This window comes from Anaeromicrobium sediminis (assembly GCF_002270055.1).
GTDB classification, from domain to species: Bacteria; Bacillota; Clostridia; order Peptostreptococcales; family Thermotaleaceae; genus Anaeromicrobium; species Anaeromicrobium sediminis.
Window position 1 is genome coordinate 26,137 of sequence record NZ_NIBG01000002.1, and the last position, 15,902, is coordinate 42,038.

The following is a 15,902-nucleotide window of genomic DNA, read 5'->3' on the forward strand; positions in this document are numbered from 1 at the left end:
TCCTTTTTTACGTACGTATCCTCTTAGATTATACCCTAAATACGTGCGTAATAAAAGAGAATTTGAGAAAAATTATATAAAAAATAGAATGTGTGTTCGAAAATGTGAATAACATGGTAAAATATGTTATAAGATAGAGTTTGAGGGAGAGAAGAAATGAATAAAGAATATTATAATAATAATGCTAAATCATTTGTAGAAAATACATTAAATGTAGATATGACTAATCTATATGATAGATTTGAAAAACATCTAAAAAAGGGAGATAAGATATTAGATCTTGGTTGTGGATCTGGGCGTGATAGCCTTTACTTTAAAAATCAAGGATATAGTGTGGAAGCAATAGATTATTCAGAAGAACTTGCTAAATCAGCAAGTAAACTAATAGGACAAGAAGTTTTAGTAAAAGACATGAGAGAAATATCCTATGTGTCGGAATTTGATGCCATATGGGCCTGTGCATCCATACTTCATATAAATAGGATGGATATTCATGTGATAATCAAAAATTGTGCTAGAGCATTGAAAAATGGAGGAGTCTTTTATCTTTCTTTTAAATATGGAAATAAAGAAGAAATAAAAAATGGAAGGTTCTTCAACTTTTACGACGAAGTTAGTTTTAAAGAGTTAATTAGTACGATTGACAACTTGGAGATTATAGAACTATTCACAACTGTTGATGTTAGACCTAAACGTGAACATGAACATTGGTTAAACATAATACTTAAAAAAATATAAAGTTAATGTTAAAGTTCCTATTAACCTTCAACATTAAGTAGGAGAATTATTATGAAGAGTTCAGATGAACAATTAAAAGGTCGTGGATATATAGTTCATGAAGATACATTAGAATATGAACACTTAAATAAGGATGAGCTACTAGATTTATTAAACTCAAAGGAAGCTCATAAAAGGACTATAGGAGTAAGGTTATTATCTAATAAGGTTAACTTAGATGAGAAAATGATAACTTTATTTTGTGATAAGCTCTCCATTGAGAAAAAGCTTTATATAAAGATTGAGTTATGTGATGCTCTATTAAAGAAAAATAATGACTGTGCTAGGATTATGGTTAATTATTTAGGACTTATAGGGAAGAATCAACATAAGGAATTGCCTAAAAAGCCCTTTAATAAAAGAAGTTATCCTCTGCCTCATGACATAATAAGTAGAACATTGGCTCACATGAGTGTTAATGTGTTACCTGAACTTATGACAGTATTGAAGTCTGGTAATGTGTTAGCTATAAGAGAAGTAATAGATGCTATTGGTTTCCTATGTTTTTATAATGATGTTAGTGAAAAGGCACAAATATTAAAGGACCTTATGGATTGTTTACATGAATATGATAATGATCCAATTATTAGGTGGAAAATTGTTAGGGCACTAGAGAGTTTTAATAATGAAGAAGTAATAGACATATTAAATCATATTAAAGAAAATGATGAAGAAGAGTCTATTAGGAATGAAGCAGATAGGTCTTTAAGGATTATTAAAGACAAATTTAATTAATGTTAATGTTCATATTAAAGTTTAGGGTGAAGATTAAACTTTAATATGAGTAGTTTGTGTTTACACAGATTACATGTATATGATAATCTATTAAAAGAACCATTCAAAGATCTTATGATTTTGAATGGTTCTTTATATTTTACAGAACGAATTTTTGATTCCATTTAAAAAGATGATATAATACGGTTATTGAAAGATATGAGTAGGTACAATAGAATGAATTAGTTAACATATTAACTATAAAATCATTTACCTTAACACAAGATATTATATAAACAATTCGATTTTAAAGTAATGGTGTTAAACTTGGCACCGATAAATATGAACAGGAGGTGAGTTTTTTTATGAAAAATTCCAATTATCCACTTTATGAAGTTGACAATATAAGTAATTTAAAAGAACTCATAGAAAATGCTTCATTAAAATATTCTAATAAAACAGCCTTTGAATATAGAATCAAAGGCAATAAAACAAAGAAAGTAAGCTATAGGGAATTAAAAGAGCATATTGACTCTTTAGGAACTGCTTTTTATAGTATGGGGTTAAAGGACAGTCATATAGCTGTTATTGGTGAGAATAGTTATGAATGGATAGTTACCTATTTTGCTACTGTTAATGGTTCAAATGTAATAGTTCCTATTGATAAGGACCTTTCAGCACAAGATATAAAAAATACCCTTATAGATAGTAATTGTAGAGCAATTGTATATTCACATAAATATTCAAAGATGATTAAAGAAATTGAAGGCCAATTACCAGAAATAAAGTACTTTATTGATATGGATGGTGAAGAGGATAATAATAAGTTTATATCATATGAAACTGTCATAGAAAAAGGTACTGAATTAGTCTTACAAGGTCATAATGATTTTATAAAAAATGAAATAGATCCTAATAAATTAACTGCTATTATTTACACTTCAGGAACGACTGGTGTAAGTAAGGGCGTAATGTTATCACATGAAAATCTTGCTACTAATACGGTTGGGACATTAAGATATGCTAAGGTACATGAGACTGTAGTTCTTATCTTACCCATCCATCATACCTTTGGATTTACAGCGGGAGTTTTATGTATGATACATTCGGGAACTAAAGTATGTATTAATAAGAGCTTGAAAAGTGTTTCAAAGGACATTGTGAATTTTAAACCTACAGATTTAATGTTGGTTCCACTATTTTTAGAAAAAATGTATAAGAAAATATGGGATAGGGCTAATAAAAATGGTAAAGCTAATTTACTGAGAAAAACTATTAAGTTTAGCAATTTCCTACTTAACCTAGGAATTGATCTTAGAAGAAAAATTTTTAAGAATGTACTTGATGGATTTGGAGGAAATCTAGAGCTTATAGTATGTGGTGGAGCAACTAAACAGTTGTCAAAATATGCTGAAATATAGAAAAACATAGACAAAAGTATATTTTGAAATGAAAGCTCCCTATGTTCGTAAAGAGCATAGAGTGGTGATTATGAAATCACCCAAAACTCCTTTAATTGCTGGAAGTCCCTAAAGCTAACTAAACCACAACATGACCATGAAATAAAGGTGAGTGTGAAGGTTACGAAAGTAGAAAAAATTAGTTAGATGGCATATGGTTAAATCCTAAGTGTTTATACAATGGGTAATCAGCAGGGAAGTCCCAAAGAGGGAAACCTTCAACGACTATGGCAAAAGCCAGTACATCACAAGCTATTGGTGATGGAAATGGGGAGCATCCTATTTATTAGGATGGTGATATAGTCTGTGCTTATGTGAAAGTATAAGAAGTTCATAAGAGAACTGGTTGAGTAGTAGCGAACTTAACTGAACATCTAAAAATATATACAAATATTTTAGGTAATTGAGTAACAATCGTATTTTAAATATATAAATAAGGCTTACTATAATAAGTAAACCTAATCTTGTTTTAAATCTTTAACAATTAAATTGTAAACGTAATTTGATACTGAGCGTTGCTCTTGTTCAGCTTTGATTTTTAATTGTTCATTGATTTCTCTTGGAATTGTAACAGCTATGCGTATTTTATCCTTTTTAACTGACATATTATAATCACCTCAATTATATTATAATGCATAATATAAAAAGTGTGAACAACTTATTGATAAAGTGTAGACACTTGACGTATAATATAATTAAGATATAAAACAAATGAGGTGAGGATAATGGATACTATTATGAAAACTGTAAAGCAATATTCGAAGGAAATAGACTTAGAAGAATTACAATATATAGCTAATCAATATAAGAATGTTAAGAACTATGTATATTCAAGATATAGTGGGGTTAATAGCATTCTTATCCTTCCTAAATATAGAAAAGAGATTAGAGACGTATGGGTAAAATCTAAGTTTGCAGAGCAATGGAAATTACCTGCTAGATATTGGAAGCAGGCTTTGGATGAAGCTATAGCCAATATCAAAACTGAATGGAGTAATATAAAAAATAGAATTAAGATATGTGTTAATAACAATGAAAATTTATCAAATGAAGAAAAATATTATATTAGATATATATTAAAGGCTGATAAATTGTATCAAGATGTATTAACTTATAAATCTATTCATATTCCTAAAAAGTTTGAAGATAAGAAGTTAAACTTTAAATATCTGAACAATATGATACGAAGATTAACTAGAAGATATAAAAAAAGTATTCCTTATAGTAGGGAATGTAAATCTTTTATGATAGATGCACAAATGTATTCTTATCAAATGAAAAAAGATATGCTTTATATTAACATAATGACTGCCAAACGAGGGAAAAGACTGTGTATTGAATTAACAGATAAGCAAGTACATAGTGGAAATTTAAGAGTAGTTTTAGATGATAGAAGGATACAAGTTCATAAGGGATTACAAACACAAGTAAAAGAAAATAATAATTCAAACATAATAGGGATTGATAAAGGTTATAAGTATCTATTTGCAGTATCAAGTGGTAAATTTTATGGTGAAAAATTAAACAAATTTCTTAATAGCGAAACTGAGAGATTAAATAAAGTTAATAAGCAAAGAAATAGGTTTTGGGCTTTATATAAATCTCATTTAGAAGAAGGAAACGTGAAGAAAGCAAATGCTATAAAAGAAAATAACTTAGGAAAAGTTAAATACAATCATAATAAACTTAAACATAACCAAACTGTAAAAGCATATATAAATCATTCGTTAAATGAATTAATAAAAAATGAAACTCCAAAAGAAATAGTGATGGAGAAATTAGACTTTGTTAGTTGGAATGATAGATACCCAAAATCAATTAAACGAAAGTTATCGAGATGGATAAAAGGTTATATAAGAGATAGATTAGAGTATAAGTGTGACTTAAATAGGGTTAAGTATACTTATGTTAATCCAGCTTATACAAGCAAAGTATGTAATATGTGTGGAGAGTTTGGTAAGAGAAGAGGAGATGTATTTAAGTGTCCTAAATGTGGAGAAATTCATGCAGATAGCAATGCAAGTATCAATATTCTAAATAGAAATTATGATAAAGAAATAAGTTTATATACACCATATAAAAAAGTTAAAGAAATATTAGAAAAAAGAGTGAGTTAAAAAAGAATATTTAATCATAAATGTATGTACCTTCTATGAAAATAGAAAGCATATGTTTTATCAGAAATGAAGGTTAAATAAACTTTTATTTATATATTTAAAATACGGTTGTGGGAAGTAGAGTAGTATTTTTAATATGAAATACACTGGTTCAACCAAGGCTTAAAATTATCTTAAGATAGAATAAGTGCGAATTATCTAAAATGAGTATATTTGTATATATTTTTAGAACCAGCACCACTTGATCCTAAATATGTACAGGGATTTAGGGATTTTGGCATAACTGTTTTAAATGGATACGGTATCACTGAATGTTCACCTGTTATTTCAGTTTGTAGAAATAACTATTTAAGAGATGGTAGTATAGGACAGGTATTGCCTTGTTGTGAAGTGAAGATAGACAAACTTCCTGGTAGTGACGATGGTGAAATATTAGTAAAGGGTAAAACTGTAATGCTAGGATACTATAAAAATGAGAAAGTAACTAGAGAAGTTATGGATGATGGTTGGTTTAGGACTGGTGATATAGGAAAGATTGACAATGATGGATTTTTGTATATTACAGGAAGGAAGAAGAACTTAATAGTACTTAGGAATGGTAAAAATATTTATCCTGAAGAACTTGAAATGCTTATTTCAAATATTCCCTATGTTGAAGAAGTTGTAGTTTATTGTGAAGGGGATAGTATAGATATAGACACCAATATTATTGCAGAGGTCTACCTTGACAATGAGTATATTGTATCTAATGAAATTGAAGATGTAAAAAAAGAGTTAGAGAAGGATATAGATCGTATAAATAGTACCCTTGCCCATTATAAACACATTAAAAAGATAAGAATTCGAGATAATGAATTTGAAAAAACTACAACGAAAAAAATAAAGAGGTTTGCTATTAAGACGGCAACTGGTGATTAATAAAGTAAAAGTTATAAAGATTTATTTTGTATAGAACTAATATCTGATTCTATTTGAAAAGATGATATAATACGGTTAATAAAGGTAATCCAATGAACGGGGGGACGGTTTTTTATTATGAAAAATTCTAATTATCCACTTTATAAAGTTGATCATATAAGTAATTTAAAAGAACTCATAGAAAATGCTTCATTAAAATATTCTAATAAAACAGCTTTTGAATATAGAATAAAAGGCAACAACACAAAGAAAGTAACCTATAATCAATTAAAAGAGCATATTAACTCTTTAGGAACTGCTTTTTATAGTATGGGTTTAAAAGATAGTCATATAGCTGTCATTGGTGAGAACAGTTATGAATGGATAGTAACATATTTTGCTACTGTTAATGGTTCAAATGTAATAGTTCCTATTGATAAGGATCTTTCAGCACAAGAAATAAAAAATAACCTTATAGATAGTAATTGTAGAGCAATTGTATATTCCCATAAATATTCAAAGATGATTAAAGAAATTGAGGACCAATTGCCAGAGATAAAGTACTTTATTGATATGAATGGTGAAGAGGATAATAATAAATTTTTATCATATGAATCCTTGATAGAAAAGGGTAATCAATTAATTTCACAAGGTGATGATTCTTTTATAAAAAACGAAATAGATGCTAATAAATTAGCGGCTATTATTTACACTTCAGGAACAACAGGAGTAAGTAAAGGAGTAATGTTATCCCATGAAAATCTTGCTGCTAATACGGTTGGTACATTAAGACATGCTAAGGTACATGAGGTTTCAGTTCTTATCTTACCTATCCATCATACCTTTGGATTTACAGCAGGAGTTTTATGTATGATACATGGGGGAAACAAAGTATGTATTAACAAGAGTTTGAAAAGTGTTTCAAAGGACATTAAGAATTTTAAACCTACAGACTTAATATTGGTTCCACTATTTTTGGAAAAAATGTATAAAAAAATATGGGATACGGCTAATAAAAATGGCAAAGCTAACTTACTGAGAAAAACTATTAAAACCAGCAACTTCTTGCTTAAGCTAGGCATTGATATTAGAAGAAAGCTCTTTAAGAATGTACTTGATGGATTTGGAGGAGATTTAGAACTTATAGTATGTGGTGGAGCGCCTCTTGATTCTAAGTATGTACAGGGATTTAGAGATTTTGGTATAACTGTTTTAAATGGATATGGTATTACTGAATGTTCACCTATTGTTTCTGGTTTTAGAAATAACTATTTTAGAGATGGTACCATAGGACAGGTACTTCCTTGTTGTGAAGTAAAGATAGATAAATTCCCTGATAGTGATGAAGGTGAAATATTAGTAAAGGGTAAAACTGTAATGCTGGGATACTATAAGAATGAAGAAGCAACTATAGATGCTATGAATGATGGTTGGTTTAGGACTGGTGACTTAGGAAAAATTGATAAGGATGGATTCTTGTATATTACAGGAAGAAAAAAGAACTTAATAGTGCTTAGGAATGGTAAAAATATTTACCCTGAAGAACTTGAAATGTTTATTTCAAATATTCCTTATGTTGAAGAAGTTGTAGTTTATTGTGAAGGGGATATAGATATAGACACAAATATCATTGCAGAGGTCTATCTTGACAATGAGTATATTATAGCTAATGAAATTAAAGATGCAAGAAAAGAGTTAGAGAAGGATATAGATGATATAAATAAGACTATTCCCCATTATAAAAACATTAAGGAAATCAGAATTCGTGAAACAGAATTTGAAAAAACTACAACAAAAAAAATAAAGAGATTTGCTATTAAAGCAATGAGTGGTGCTTAATATACTAGAGTTAATTAAGCATGAAAATTTTAAAGGCATGAAATTCATATGAACATAGAGGACAAGATCATGGTAGATACTACCATGGCTTGTCCTTTTATAATGACTTTGATGAGGTTTAAAGTATAATCACAGGGGTATCATATTAGCGAAAAGGAAAAAAAGAACCTAATCATAGTTAATTGTTTAAAAGATATAAAGAAATAAATATAAAACCACAAGGGGGTTTTTTACATGAAAAATAATATTTCTATAATGATAGGTGGGATTCAAGGAGAAGGTATAGTGAGAGTGGGAAAAACACTCATGAAAATATTGTCACGCAGTGGATACTATACCTATGGAAGTAGAACCTTTGCATCAAGAATAAAGGGTGGACACACAAATTACATGATAGATATAAGCATAGACAAAGTATTAAATAATAGTGAAAAATTTCAAATATTAGTTGCCTTTGATAGGGAGACAATAGAAATCAATGGAAGTAAAATAAGGGACAAAGGGTTATTGATCTATGATCATACTATGGACATGGAAGGACTTAATATACCTGAAGGTGTGAAAATGTTGCCATTGCCAATTACAGAAATGGCAAAGACTTATGGAACTTATAATATGAGAAATATGGCTGTAGTAGGATTCTTGTCTAATATATTAGGGTTAAACATAGATACGGGAAAGGCCATTATAGAAGAAGACTTTATGAAAAAAGGTGAGGATGTAGTTCATAAAAATATAAATATATTAGAAAATGCATATAAACATCCTATTGATGATAAAATCTTATCTTTATACAAATTAAATAAAAGCAAGTCACAAATAAAGAGGGCTACTATGATAGGAAATGAAGCTATAGGCCTTGGGGCTCTTATGGCTGGGTGTAGGTTTATACCTTCATATCCTATAACTCCAGCATCAGAAGTAATGGAGTATCTAGGGGCCAAGCTACCAAAGTATGGGGGAATAATGGTTCAAACAGAGGATGAAATAAGTGCTCTTATGATGGCACTTGGAGGAGCTTATAGTGGAGCTAGAGCTATGACATCCACATCAGGGCCAGGTATATCACTTATGATGGAAGGCTTAAGTTTTGCAGGTATTACAGAAATCCCTGTAGTAATAGTAGATGTACAGAGAGTGGGACCAAGTACAGGATTGCCTACAAAACATGAACAAAGTGATATATATGCCCTATACTACGGTCCCCATGGAGAAATACCATCTATTATATTAACACCATCTACTGTGGAAGAATGTTTTTATGATACTATGAGGGCATTTAATCTAGCTGAAAAATATCAGTGTCCTGTCATAGTTTTAGTAGATTTGAATTTGGGATTATCTATGGAAACTATTGATGAGTTAGATATAAACAAAATACCTATTAATAGGGGAAAGCTTTTAAAGGAAAGTGAGTTAAAGGAATTAACTCAACCCTTTAAGAGATATGAATTTACCAGTGATAATATATCACCAAGGTCAATACCAGGTATGATAAATGGCATACATCATGTGACGGGCCTTGAGCACTGTGAATATGGAAAACCTAATGATAAACCTATTAATAGAGAGAAAATGATGAATAAGAGATTTGATAAATTAGAAGAACTATATGGTGAGGATGCTATAGATATATATGGCAACGAAGATAGTAATACATTAATATTGAGTTTAGGATCAAATCATGGAATTATTAAATCTATGGTTGAGAAGGAAAATATGTCTGTGGCATATGGAATAATTAGAAGGATTAAGCCCTTACCACTAGATCAAATTAAGAATATGTATTCAAAATATAATACTATATTAGTGGTAGAAAATAATATAAGAGGACAAATATATTCTATTATAAAATCAAAATTAAAAGAAAGTAGTAAGCTTCATAGTTTAGTAAAATATAATGGGCAAAAATTTAGTATAAATGAAATAAAATCCAAAGTAGAGGAGTTGATCTAAATGAAAACTGCAAAGGATTATGCTAGTGATGTGAAACCTACATGGTGCCCTGGGTGCGGTCATTTTTCTGTATTAAGGGCCATACAAAGTGCGGCAGGAAAGCTAAATATAGAAAATCATAACTTGGCTGTAGTTTCAGGAATAGGTTGCTCAGGAAGAATATCTGGATATGTAGATGCTTATGGGGTTCACAGTATACATGGTAGATCACTACCTTTAGCTCAAGGAATAAAGATGGTAAATCCTGACCTTACGGTTATAGCAGCTGGTGGGGATGGAGATGGCTTTGCCATAGGAACAAATCATACGGTTCATGCCATGAAAAGAAATGTTGACATGACATATATAGTCCTAAATAATCAAATATATGGATTAACAAAAGGCCATACATCTCCAATAAGTAAAAAGGGCTTTGTGACTAAGAGTACTCCCATGGGGAATGTAGAAGAACCTTTAAAACCTGGATTAATGGCCCTAGCAGCAGGAGCCACTTATATAGCCCAAGGTACCTCTGGTAATCAAAAACAGCTTATAGATATAATAGTAAAAGGCATAGAGCATAAGGGATTTTCATTTATAAATGTATATAGTCCATGTGTAACATTTAATAAAATTAATACCTATGAATGGTATAAGAAGAATTTAATAAATCTAGATGAATCTGAAAATCACAATATTTATGATTTTAAGGAAGCTATGAACAGGTATATAGAATGTGATGGATTGTTTACAGGGATACTCTATGAAAATAAAGAAAAAGAAGAGTATAAGGCTATCCTAGAAGGAGTTAAAGAGTCTACTGTTGAAAGTAAATTGGATATAAAAGAAGATTTTCATGATTTAATAAGTGAGTTTATGTAGAAATATTTACACTAATCTACTGATAGTCTCATAAAGATTATTGCAATGAGGGGAAACACTTCATTTCAATAATCTTTTTTTTGAACAAAAGTCTGATTCACTTTAGTGCTAATGCCTTAAAAAATATAAAGTTAATGTTAAAGCTCTAGTTAATCTTTAACATTAACTAGTAGTATTATTATACCTATTATTGTAATTGCAGTAGTTTGTGTTTACAGAGATTGTATGTATATGATAATCTATAAAAGAACCATTCAAAGGTTTCACTATTTTGAATGGTTCTTCATAATGTGCAGAACACATGTTTGGTTTTATTTTTAAAAGATGGTATAATACGGTTATTGGAAGACGATGAGTCAATAGAATAGGTTAGTAGGTGGAAAAGAGTGAGTAAGAAACATGATTACGGGAATGAAAGTCTTTCAACCCTTGAAGAGAAAGATAAAGTAAGACTTCGTCCTGGAGTTATATTTGGTAGTGATGGCATAAAAGGCTGTCAACATACGGTAATGGAGATAATAGGTAATAGTAGAGATGAGGCCGCAGAGGGCTTTGGAAATGTTATAGAGGTAACGAGATTTAAAGATAAATCCATAGAGGTAAAGGACTTTGGTCGCGGTATTCCTATTGAATGGAATCCTAAAGAGCAAAAGTATAATTGGGAAATAGTCTTTTGTATCCTTTATGGTGGTGGAAAATATGATAATAATTCTGGTAGCAACTATCAGTTTAGTATAGGATTAAATGGTTTAGGAACGGCTGCAACACAATTTGCTTCTGAATATATGGACGTGACCGTTTTAAGGGATGGATATGAATATAATCTTTCCTTTGAAAAGGGAGATAATGTGACAGATACTAAAGAAGGTTATATAAAGAAAAAGTCAGGCTCTAAACATACGGGGTCTACTATTAAGTGGAAGCCAGATTTAGAAGTATTTAATGATATTAATATAGAGCTAGATTTCTTTAAAAGGGTTTTAAAGAGACAAGCCATTGTTAATAAGGGTATTAAATTTATTTTAAATGATGAAGAAAGTAATGAACGATTCACTTATTTTTATAAAAATGGTATTAGTGATTATGTGACAGAGTATAGTGGAGAGTCTGGATTTACAGGTATGCAATACTTTGAGTTAGAAACTAATGGACGTGATCGTGAAGATAAGCCTGAGTATAAGGTAAAGGCTGAGGTTGGATTTTGCTTTAATAATGAGAAAAATTTACTTGAGTATTATCACAACTCGTCTTTCTTAGAGTATGGTGGAGCACCAGATAAGGCCGTTAAAAATGCCTTTGTATATGCTATAGATAAGAAGTTAAATAAGGAAGGTAAGTACAATAAGGGAGAAAAGAAGGTAACTTTTCAAGATATTGAAGATAGTTTAATTCTTGTAGCAAACACTTATAGTACTATAACTTCCTATGAAAATCAGACTAAAAAGGCTATTACAAATGTATTTATTAAAGATGCCATGAATGAGTTTTTAAAGGAAAAGTTAGATATTTATTTTATTGAAAATAGAATAGAGACAAATAAAATATTAGAACAGATTTTAGTTAATAAAAGAAGTAGGGAAAAGGCTGAGAAAACTCGTATAGATGTGCGTAAAAAGCTTAGTAAAAAGATTGATAATATTAGTAATAGGGTAAAGAAGTTTGTAGATTGTAGAAGTAAGGACAAGTCCATACGTGAACTTTTCATAGTGGAGGGAGATTCGGCCCTTGGTAGTACCAAAATGGGAAGGGATGCTAATTTCCAAGCTATTATACCTGTACGTGGGAAGATACTAAATTGTTTAAAATCTGATTATGAAAAGATTTTTAAAAATGATATTATTATGGACCTACTTCGTGTAATTGGATGTGGTGTTGAAGTAAAGTCAAAGCATCTAAAGGAACTTACAGATTTTGATATGGACAAGATGAATTGGAACAAAATCATCATATGTACCGATGCGGATGTGGATGGGTACCAAATTAGATGTCTTATTATAACTATGCTTTATGTACTAACTCCTACTATGATTGAAGAGGGATATGTATATATTGCAGAATCACCACTTTATGAGATTACAGATAGTAAGGGCAATAGTCACTTTGCTTATACGGAACCTGAAAAAAGTAAAATTTTAAAGAAATTAAAAGGGAAGTATAGGATTCAAAGATCAAAGGGACTAGGAGAAAATGAACCAGAAATGATGTGGCAAACTACCATGTGTCCTGATACTAGAAGATTGGTAAAGGTAACTCCAACTGATGCAAAGGCAACAAAGGAAGCCTTTGAGTTATTCTTAGGTGATAACCTTGCTGGAAGAAAAGAGTTCATACAAGAATATGGATACAAGTATTTAGATAGATCGGACGTGAGTTAAAATAGAAGCTATGATAGACAATATAAGAAAAATGAGTGTAGTAGATACCCTAGAGACAAACTATATGCCCTATTCCATGTCGGTAATTGTATCTAGAGCATTACCTGAAATTGATGGTTTAAAACCATCCCATAGAAAACTATTATATACCATGTATAAGATGGGTCTGTTAAAGGGGACTAAAACAAAGTCAGCAAATATTGTGGGACAAACTATGAGACTTAACCCCCATGGAGATATGGCAATTTATCAAACTATGGTAAGGTTAACTCGTGGAAATGAAGCACTACTACACCCTTATGTAGATAGTAAAGGAAACTTTGGTAAGGTTTACTCAAAGGATATGGCCTTTGCAGCTGCCAGATATACGGAGGCAAAGCTTGACTCTATCTGTGAAGAATTTTTTAGAGAGATTGGTAAAAACACAGTAGAGTTTATGCCAAACTATGATAATACTATGGACGAACCAACGTTACTTCCTACTACTTTTCCAAATATCTTAGTAAATCCTAATCTTGGGATTGCAGTAGGTATGGCAAGTAATATATGCAGTTTTAACTTAAATGAAATCTGTGAGGCTACAACAGCCCTTATTAAGGATGAAACCATAGATTTGACAGAGATTATCAAAGCTCCTGATTTTTCAACAGGTGGAGAAATTATCTATGACGAAAAAAATATTAGAAAAATCTATGAAGAAGGTAAGGGAACTTTTTATTTAAGGGGAAAGTATGTCTATGATAAAAAGAACAATTGTATAGATATAGTTGAAATTCCTTATACCACAAATGTGGAAACTATCATAGATCAAATTACTGATTTAATTAAAAATGGCAAGATAAAAAATATTACAGATCTTAGAGACGAAACTGATAAAAATGGTCTTAAGATTACCCTAGATATTAAAAGAGCTACAGATGTGGAGAAGCTTATGATAAAGATATTTAAATATACTAAGCTTCAAGATTCCTTTAGCTGTAACTTTAATATATTAATAGATGGATACCCAAAGGTATTAGGAGTAAGGCATATATTACTTGAATGGGTTAAATTTAGACAAGAGTGTATTAAAAAGGGAATAATATATGATATAGGAGTAAAATCAGAAAAATTACATTTATTAAGAGGTTTAGAGAAGATTTTACTTGATATAGATAAGGCTGTTAAAATAGTTAGAGAAACGGAAAAAGAGAAGGATGTAATTCCAAATCTTATGGAAGGTTTTTCAGTAGACAAAGAACAAGCAGAATTTATAGCCGAGATAAAGCTTAGAAATTTCAATAAGGAATATATTATTGGAAAGATAAAAGATATAGAGAAACTTGAAAAAGAACTTAAAAATTTAGATGCCACTTTAAATAGTGATAAAAAGATTAAGAGAATTATTACAAATGATCTTTCTCGTGTATCTAAGAAATATGGTCAAGATAGAAGTACAGATGTGGTTTATGAAAATCATATTGAAAATATAAATAAAGAAGATTTAATTGAAGATTATAACTTAAAGTTGTTTAGAACTAAAGAAGGTTATTTAAAAAAGATTACCCATGCTAGTTTAAGAGGTAATAGTGAACAAAGACTTAAGGATGGAGATGAAATAGTACAAGAGATTGAAACTACTAATAAATCTGAAATCCTATTGTTTACTAATAAGCAAAAGGTATATAAAAAGAGACTTTATGAAATCCATGATTGTAAAAGTAGTAGCCTTGGAGAATATCTTGGAAGTTTACTTCATCTTGAAGATAATGAGAAGATTATATACATGGTAACAACTACTGACTATAGCGGATATATGCTATTCTTCTTCAAAAATGGTAAGTGTACAAAGATTCCTCTATCTAGTTATCAGACTAAAACTAATAGAACAGTTCTTGTTAATGCTTATGCTGATTATTGTGAATTGATTTCTATGAAAATGATGGAAGAAGATTCGGACTTAGTGGCTATAAGTACTAAAAATAAGGTACTAATATTTAATACATCAGAGATTGAATTAAAGACTAATAGAAAATTCCAAGGTGTGGAAGTTATAATATGTCCTAAGGGAAGTTCATTAAGGGAGATTAAAACTTTAAGTGAAGTTAAATATGATAGTTTAAATCACTATAGAGGAAATATACCATCTGTAGGAACTACTTTGAGAAGAAAAGATAAAATTCAAGATTAATTGAATTTTTTACTTACTAGGAAATTACAAATTATGTAAATTGTGGATAAGTAAAAAATTAAGGGGGTGTGGGGGAAGGATTCCCCTGCCTCTTCAAAGGAAGGTGTTCAGATTGCGTTAGCAGACGCCTGCGGGAACCATAGGGTTCCATAAGGTCGCATACGAAGTATGCCTTTTTCATATGAATTAATGGATCCATAGTGCATAGAATATAGATCGGACATGAGTAAAGTCATGTTCGATTTATTTATATGGATTAAAAAATGAAAGTATCTTTTACATATCCTTCAAATAGGGAAGGGTTTTCAACTTTTATGACGAAATTAATTTTAAGGAGTTAATCAGCTCTTATGACAACTTAGAAATTATAGACCTATTTAGAACTGCTGATGTTAGGCCAGAACGTGAACATGAACATGAATATTGTTTGAATATAATGACTAGAATAATATAAAGTTTATGTTAAAGTGAAGGTTACTCTTTAACTTCAATATAGGGGAGGATATGACATGAGGTTTTTTAAGGGGTACTTTAGGTTGTCGTGGCAAATATGGTTAGCTATAGGGTCTTGGGTAGTAATGGCAAGTTTTTATAAGGGTGCAGTTTTGAATCTAAATATGGACTATGCACTAGATGTATATAAGAAATGTATTTTAATAGCATTAGCTCATGGAGTTGTCTATAGGTTGTTTTTCTTTAAAAAACCTAAAAGTGAATGTTAAAGTTGTTGTTAAGC

General features: G+C 30.3%; 12 protein-coding genes. 11 read left to right on the forward strand and 1 reads right to left on the reverse strand.

Translation table 11 applies throughout. The features are described from left to right. The first annotated feature begins 156 nt into the window (after positions 1-156). The 3 genes from CCE28_RS03070 to CCE28_RS03080 all read left to right on the forward strand — a co-directional run bounded on the left by CCE28_RS03070 (position 157) and on the right by CCE28_RS03080 (position 2,912). Positions 157-738, forward strand: coding sequence for a class I SAM-dependent methyltransferase (locus CCE28_RS03070; RefSeq protein ID WP_095130881.1), 582 nt, complete (start codon positions 157-159; stop codon positions 736-738). Positions 739-789: 51 nt separating this feature from the next. After that, a complete protein-coding gene (locus tag CCE28_RS03075) occupies positions 790-1,512 on the forward strand; it encodes a HEAT repeat domain-containing protein (RefSeq protein WP_095130883.1) in 723 nt (240 codons plus the stop codon). 344 nt (positions 1,513-1,856) lie between these two features. Continuing rightward, positions 1,857-2,912, forward strand: coding sequence for an AMP-binding protein (locus tag CCE28_RS03080; RefSeq protein ID WP_095130885.1), 1,056 nt, complete (start codon positions 1,857-1,859; stop codon positions 2,910-2,912). A 497-nt stretch (positions 2,913-3,409) separates the two neighbouring features. Here CCE28_RS03080 and CCE28_RS03085 read toward each other — a convergent pair whose 3' ends face one another. Then, a complete protein-coding gene (locus tag CCE28_RS03085; protein WP_095130887.1) occupies positions 3,410-3,556 on the reverse strand; it encodes a ribbon-helix-helix domain-containing protein in 147 nt (48 codons plus the stop codon). Positions 3,557-3,676: 120 nt separating this feature from the next. Between CCE28_RS03085 and CCE28_RS03090 the strand changes: the two genes are divergently transcribed. The 8 genes from CCE28_RS03090 to CCE28_RS03125 all read left to right on the forward strand — a co-directional run bounded on the left by CCE28_RS03090 (position 3,677) and on the right by CCE28_RS03125 (position 15,888). Further along, complete coding sequence (locus CCE28_RS03090; RefSeq protein WP_095130889.1) at positions 3,677-5,068, forward strand: RNA-guided endonuclease TnpB family protein; 1,392 nt, start codon at positions 3,677-3,679, stop codon at positions 5,066-5,068. Positions 5,069-5,281: 213 nt separating this feature from the next. Beyond that, positions 5,282-5,986: an AMP-binding protein gene (locus CCE28_RS03095; protein WP_095130891.1), complete on the forward strand. Its 705-nt coding sequence runs from the start codon at positions 5,282-5,284 to the stop codon at positions 5,984-5,986. Positions 5,987-6,103: 117 nt separating this feature from the next. Then, the gene (locus tag CCE28_RS03100; RefSeq protein WP_095130893.1) at positions 6,104-7,804 is read left to right on the forward strand and encodes an AMP-dependent synthetase/ligase; all 1,701 of its coding nucleotides are present in this window, start codon (positions 6,104-6,106) and stop codon (positions 7,802-7,804) included. A gap of 234 nt (positions 7,805-8,038) precedes the next feature. Next, a complete protein-coding gene (locus CCE28_RS03105) occupies positions 8,039-9,760 on the forward strand; it encodes a 2-oxoacid:acceptor oxidoreductase subunit alpha (protein ID WP_095130895.1) in 1,722 nt (573 codons plus the stop codon). After that, positions 9,761-10,621 (forward strand): 2-oxoacid:ferredoxin oxidoreductase subunit beta, encoded by an 861-nt coding sequence (locus CCE28_RS03110; protein ID WP_095130897.1) that lies wholly within the window; start codon positions 9,761-9,763, stop codon positions 10,619-10,621. Between the two features lie 386 nt (positions 10,622-11,007). Then, a complete protein-coding gene (locus CCE28_RS03115; protein ID WP_095130899.1) occupies positions 11,008-12,996 on the forward strand; it encodes a toprim domain-containing protein in 1,989 nt (662 codons plus the stop codon). A 10-nt stretch (positions 12,997-13,006) separates the two neighbouring features. Further along, positions 13,007-15,166, forward strand: a complete 2,160-nt coding sequence (locus CCE28_RS03120) for a DNA gyrase/topoisomerase IV subunit A (RefSeq protein ID WP_095130901.1) — start codon at positions 13,007-13,009, stop codon at positions 15,164-15,166. Positions 15,167-15,675: 509 nt separating this feature from the next. Beyond that, positions 15,676-15,888, forward strand: a complete 213-nt coding sequence (locus CCE28_RS03125; protein WP_095130903.1) for a hypothetical protein — start codon at positions 15,676-15,678, stop codon at positions 15,886-15,888. Positions 15,889-15,902 lie beyond the last annotated feature (14 nt).

Bases quoted from the DNA above. Each gene is read 5' to 3' on its own strand.
- CCE28_RS03070 (WP_095130881.1), top strand. From the start codon at position 157: ATGAATAAAGAATATTATAATAATAATGCTAAATCATTTGTAGAAAAT.
- CCE28_RS03075 (WP_095130883.1), top strand. From the start codon at position 790: ATGAAGAGTTCAGATGAACAATTAAAAGGTCGTGGATATATAGTTCAT.
- CCE28_RS03080 (WP_095130885.1), top strand. From the start codon at position 1,857: ATGAAAAATTCCAATTATCCACTTTATGAAGTTGACAATATAAGTAAT.
- CCE28_RS03085 (WP_095130887.1), bottom strand. From the start codon at position 3,556: ATGTCAGTTAAAAAGGATAAAATACGCATAGCTGTTACAATTCCAAGA.
- CCE28_RS03090 (WP_095130889.1), top strand. From the start codon at position 3,677: ATGGATACTATTATGAAAACTGTAAAGCAATATTCGAAGGAAATAGAC.
- CCE28_RS03100 (WP_095130893.1), top strand. From the start codon at position 6,104: ATGAAAAATTCTAATTATCCACTTTATAAAGTTGATCATATAAGTAAT.
- CCE28_RS03105 (WP_095130895.1), top strand. From the start codon at position 8,039: ATGAAAAATAATATTTCTATAATGATAGGTGGGATTCAAGGAGAAGGT.
- CCE28_RS03110 (WP_095130897.1), top strand. From the start codon at position 9,761: ATGAAAACTGCAAAGGATTATGCTAGTGATGTGAAACCTACATGGTGC.
- CCE28_RS03120 (WP_095130901.1), top strand. From the start codon at position 13,007: ATGATAGACAATATAAGAAAAATGAGTGTAGTAGATACCCTAGAGACA.
- CCE28_RS03125 (WP_095130903.1), top strand. From the start codon at position 15,676: ATGAGGTTTTTTAAGGGGTACTTTAGGTTGTCGTGGCAAATATGGTTA.